Here is a 2,082-nt window from a genome sequence, read left to right as displayed (position 1 = left end):
AGGATCTTGAACATCAGCACCGGATCAAATGGCGGTCGCCCGCCTTTGCTTCCATCTGAATAGGCCAGTGCCTTCTCCAGATCAGGACGGAACACTTCAAAATCCACAGTCCGGGAAAATGCTTCGAGCTCATCACCAAGCCCGCTCAAGCGAGTCAAACGCTCTCCAACATTAAGGAAACCGGTCTGCTTCATCTTCCATCTTTCCCAATCAACGCAGGAAAGATGAAATCACAGACAACCGTTTAAAGCCAAGAGGCTTCTCGAACTCTCCACCTAATACCAGAGAACCACAACCAGCGCAACAAAACTCAGAAATCAGCGCAAAGTCGCACCAACACGGTTCTTCAATTCCTCCACGTTACTTCTTCCAATCATTTAAGCGCCCACTGCCATCTACTAATCTGATAGAGTTAATTGTTACAGAACACTTATTGGTAACACATTTTAATGAAGAAACTTCCATTGGAAGCTCGACTTCATAGAAGTGCATGTCTCGATGTGTTCCACGAAGCTTAATAGGAAATATTTTTCCATTTAAATCTGTACACGTCAGATATATAGGTAAATCTTCCTGTGTCGAGCCAAAAATTAATCTTAATCGCTCATCATGTGGAGTTAGTGTGATATATAATATATCTTCCACTTCTAAAAAACAAGCAGATTTTCTACACCATTGGGGAAGAGGAGAAACAATAAGAGGAATACTATAATGTGATTTTTTATTTATACTTAAACTATCAGAATTTATTAATGTACGACCGCCAAGAAGATTAATTGACTTAAAATCAAGCACTTCATCAGCGTCCTGAAGAATTGGCCTCCAACGGTCTTCAGCCCACTGGACGTGAAGGGAATTAAATAGTCGTGAATATATCTCAAGATCGGCAATCCGTCGGGCTCGGCTACGCGAGATCCCTGATATTACCTCGAACTCCGAGAAAAGAGAGTGGTAGTCTTGATCAAAATTTGAACTAATAAATTTTGAATTTAGAGCAGTTATTGGATGAGAAAATGTTTCGATTTTTAAATCATCATCTTCAATGGGGAGGTAAGCGGGAGCCCAATCATAAAATGGAAGATCTTCACAATAAGATGATAGTGTAGATATCGACATGCCTGCGGAAAATACTTCTTGAACCATTACGCATTCACCTATTGGCCATGCTGGAAGGTTATGTATTCTTCTCTGTACTGACATTTCTAATCTTCTTCGAAGAATATGCATAGCTGCGCGCCGCGAGAAGAACGATACACAGAAAAGCCCTTTATGGATATAAGTATTTGTATCGTAATATCCCACACACCCATTCAGATGTGACCACTGTTCATTTGGTTGTGTCTGAGGATCATAAATTAAGTCAACTGCCCTGTCATTCATGATCTGGAAAATTTTTGCAAAAGAAATATGAGGGGCTACATCGTTCTCAATGGCGCATATATAATCATACTCTGGGTGAGCCATAATAAAAAGATTTTGCTGGTAGTCACCATTATACCAAAACCCTCCCCACGGTTGCATTCCCCATTCTAAACCCAATTTATTAATATCATCATAAGGAGTATAAAATATTCTCTCTGTGCTAAGATGTGGTTCTGGAATATAGCTACCTGCGTCAGGATCAAATAAAATGAAAATATCGCATCCATTACTATATCTCTTACATAGAAGAAAATTCCTCTCGACAACTTCATCCCAGAAATGCGTCTTAAAAAGAATAGCTAGTTTCATATTATATATCCCCTATCCTCGTGATAATCATAATGTGCTCTTATAAAATAAGAGATTGAAAAACAATAATCGCACTTCTCGGAGCCATTTTAGAAACTCGATATGATGGTTTTTCAATGCATTTAGCATGTATTTCAAGCTCTAAATATGAAAGGTTCGAAAAACGCTCTAGTTGATGTGCCGGGGTCGGGATTTTTGCGATTTAGAGGGATCGAAGAACCCTTGATTGATGTGCTTGGTTCGTGATTTCAAGCTTTTGGCGATTTGATTGACGGTTCCTTGGGTCGCTTTCGCTCTGCGTTTTGAGCAGATCGGGGACTGCCCCCCTGGATGACTACGCGCTCGCGTTCA

The 2,082-nt window shown here is 40.2% G+C and carries 1 protein-coding gene and 1 pseudogene; both read right to left on the bottom strand.

The window, feature by feature from the left end; all coding sequences use genetic code 11:
* Window positions 1-194 (bottom strand): annotated as a pseudogene (locus KP705_RS15345) (IS5/IS1182 family transposase); the annotation flags it as partial.
* Between the two features lie 166 nt (window positions 195-360).
* Window positions 361-1,731: a hypothetical protein gene (locus KP705_RS15340; protein WP_215764768.1), complete on the bottom strand. Its 1,371-nt coding sequence runs from the start codon at window positions 1,729-1,731 to the stop codon at window positions 361-363.
* Window positions 1,732-2,082 lie beyond the last annotated feature (351 nt).

This window comes from Gluconobacter sp. P1D12_c, from assembly GCF_018812105.1.
Lineage (GTDB): Bacteria > Pseudomonadota > Alphaproteobacteria > Acetobacterales > Acetobacteraceae > Gluconobacter > Gluconobacter oxydans_A.
This window is presented reverse-complemented; position numbering and strand designations above follow the sequence as displayed.